Source organism: Lysobacter enzymogenes, assembly GCF_017168095.1.
Taxonomy (GTDB): domain Bacteria; phylum Pseudomonadota; class Gammaproteobacteria; order Xanthomonadales; family Xanthomonadaceae; genus Lysobacter; species Lysobacter enzymogenes_D.
In genome coordinates this window covers 1-2872 of record NZ_LXSD01000425.1, presented here as the reverse complement: position 1 = coordinate 2872, position 2872 = coordinate 1, and the positions used below count along the sequence as shown (strand labels likewise).

At 72.8% G+C, this 2872-nt stretch carries 2 protein-coding genes; both read left to right on the top strand.

Translation table 11 applies throughout. The annotated features are described in order from the left end of the window. The coding region (locus A7A76_RS18465; RefSeq protein ID WP_206412578.1) for a sensor histidine kinase at positions 1–1450 on the top strand (1450 nt) is incomplete at its 5' end. Positions 1451–1694: 244 nt separating this feature from the next. Beyond that, a partial coding sequence (locus A7A76_RS18460) for an NIPSNAP family protein (protein WP_206412577.1) occupies positions 1695–2872 on the top strand: 1178 nt, incomplete at its 3' end.

Below are 2872 nucleotides of genomic sequence, written 5' to 3'. Positions count from 1 at the left end.
GCGCGCGACCGGCGAGCGCGCGCGCGACCCCGAGCGGGTGGGCTGGCGCGAACGCTGCCGGCGCTCGCGCGAGTTCCCGGCCGGCCGCTCGCTGCGCTGGAAGCTCACCTGGGTGCTGTTCAAGACGGTGCTGCTGGCCTGGTTCGTGTGGCTGAGCTGCCAGATCTGGCAGCTCGGCCGCGAGCGCACCGGCATGCTCGACCACTCGCTGCGCGAGATCGCCGAGCAGGTGCTCGGCTCCATGCCCGAAGGCCTGGAACGGCTGCCTTCGCGCGACCCGCGGCGGGTTGCCGTGCCGGTCAACGCCGACCACAAGATGAGCTTCCAGGTGTGGGCGCAGGGCCGCAACGTGGTGTACTCGGCGGCCGCGCCGATGCAGCCGCTCAATCCCGAGTTCAAGGACGGCTTCGCCCGCCGCGTCATCGACGGCGAGCGCTGGCAGGTCTACACCCTCAGCGATCCCAAGCGCGGCCTGGTGGTGCAGGTGGGCCGGACCAAGCGCATGGCGATCGAGGAGCTGCGCGGCTGGATCCTCGGCAGCCTGCTCGCCGCGGCGCTGATCCTGGTGGTGTTCGCGCTCGCCACCTGGCTGGTGATCGGGCGCTCGCTGCGGCCGATCACCGCGCTGCGCCGCACCCTGTTGCAGCGCCAGCCGCTGGACCTGACCCCGCTGCCGACCCATCCGCTGCCGTCGGAATTCCATCCCCTGGTGGAAGCCTTCAACGGCCAGCTCGAACGCGTCGACGCCGCCGTGCAGCACGAGCGCCGCTTCATCTCCGACGCCGCGCACGAGCTGCGCACGCCGCTGGCGGTACTCAGCACCCACGCCGAACTGGCGCTGCGCGCGAACACGCTGGAAGAGAAGAACGAAGCGCTGCGCAAGCTCAGCGCCGGCGTGCGCCGCAGCGCGCGCCTGTCGGAGCAGTTGCTCGACCTGGCCCGGCTCGACGCCGGCGAGGAGAGCGTGCGGCTGGCGCCGCTGGACCTGTCGGACCTGGTGGTGCTGGTGATCCGCGATTTCGAGACCCTGGCGCGCGAGCGCCGCCAGCGCATCAGCCTGCGCGCCGAACCGACCCGCCTGCTCGGCGACGTCGACCAGCTCGGCATCCTGCTGCGCAACTTGATCGACAATGCCGTGCGCCACGCCGGCGCCGACGGCCAGGTCGCGGTGAGCTGTTCGGCCGAAGCCGGCGGCGCGGTGCTGCGCGTGGCCGACAACGGCCCGGGCGTGGCGCAGCAGGACTGCGAGCGCATCTTCGACCGCTTCTACCGCGCGCCCGGCAGCCCCGACGGCGGCAGCGGCATCGGCCTGTCGCTGGTCGCGCGCATCGCCCAGACCCACGGCGCCAAGATCGAATGCGGCCCCGGCCTGGAGCGCGGCGCCGACGACCCGCGCGGCCCCGGCCGCGGCTTCGAAGTCTGCGTCTGGTTCCCGCCGGTCGCGCCGTAAGCCGCCCGGGCCCCGTGTAGGAGCGGCGCAAGCCGCGACCGCGACCCCTCGACCGCCGGCGCCGCTCGACCGCAGGCGGTTGGCGTCGTCGTTGCGGATTCGCGGTCGCGGCTTGCGCCGCTCCTACAGGGGGCGGCCGCGGGTTGCGCAGGGGGTGCGGATTCGCGCCCGCACCGCCCTGCTGACAAGGTGCTGGCAGCAGCCCGCGCGCATCCTGGCCCGGTTTCCAACCTCCGGGATCGCGATGAACCACGACGGCCGCCACGACTTCGATTTCCTGCACGGCCATTGGCAGGTGCGCAACGAGCGCCTGCGCCAGCGCCTGACCGGCTGCGACGACTGGGACGTTTTCCACGCCACCCAGAGCTGCGAGCCGGTGCTCGGCGGGCTCGGCAACGTCGATGCCTTCCTCAGCGACTGGCGCCGGCCGGGCCAGGCCGAAGACTTCCAGGGCATGACCCTGCGCCTGTTCGACCTGCAGCGCCGGCGCTGGAACATCTGGTGGGCCGGCAGCCACGACGGCGTGCTGGAGCCGCCGGTCGGCGGCGGCTTCGCCGACGGCGTGGGCGTGTTCGAAGGCGACCTCGAACACGAGGGCCGGCCGGTGCGCGCGCGCTTCGTCTGGAGCGGGATCGGCGCGAACACCGCGCACTGGCATCAGCAATTCTCCGTCGACGGCGGCGCCACCTGGGAAACCAACTGGCATATGTGGCTGCGCCGGCGCGGCGAGGACGGCCGCTTGCGGCACGAGGACGCGGTGATCGAACTGCGCCGCTACACGCTGAAGCCCGGACGCCGCGACGAGTTGATCGCGCTGTTCGAGCGCGAGTTCGTCGAATCGCAGGAAGCCGTCGGCATGCACCTGATCGGCCAGTTCCGCGAGCTCGACGATGCGGACCGCTACACCTGGGTGCGCGGCTTTCCCGGCCACGCGCTGCGCGCCGAATCCCTGCAGGGTTTCTACGCCGGCCCGACCTGGAAGCGCCACCGCGACGCCGCCAACGCGACCATGATCGACAGCGACGACGTGCGCCTGCTCAAGCCGGCGCGGGCGCACACCGCGCTGCCCGCGGCCGTGCGCGAACGCGCGCCGCTCGGCGGCGGTAACGGTAACGGTAACGGTAACGGCAGCGGCAGCGACACCGGCGAGGACGGCGGCACGATCTGCATCGGCGTATGCGAGCTGCACGCACCGGCGCAGGACGGTTTCCTCGAACGCTTCGAGCGCGAGTTCGCGCCGCAGTTGTCCGCGGCCGGCCTGGCCTTGCTCGGCGTGTACGTCAGCGACGACACGCCGAACGCATTCCCGCGCTTGCCGGTGCGCGAGGGCGAGCCGGCGCTGGTCTGGTTCGCGCGCTGCGCCGACGCCGAGGCGCCGTCGCGGCTGGCCGCGCAGCCGCAGTGGCGCGCGGCGGTCGCCGA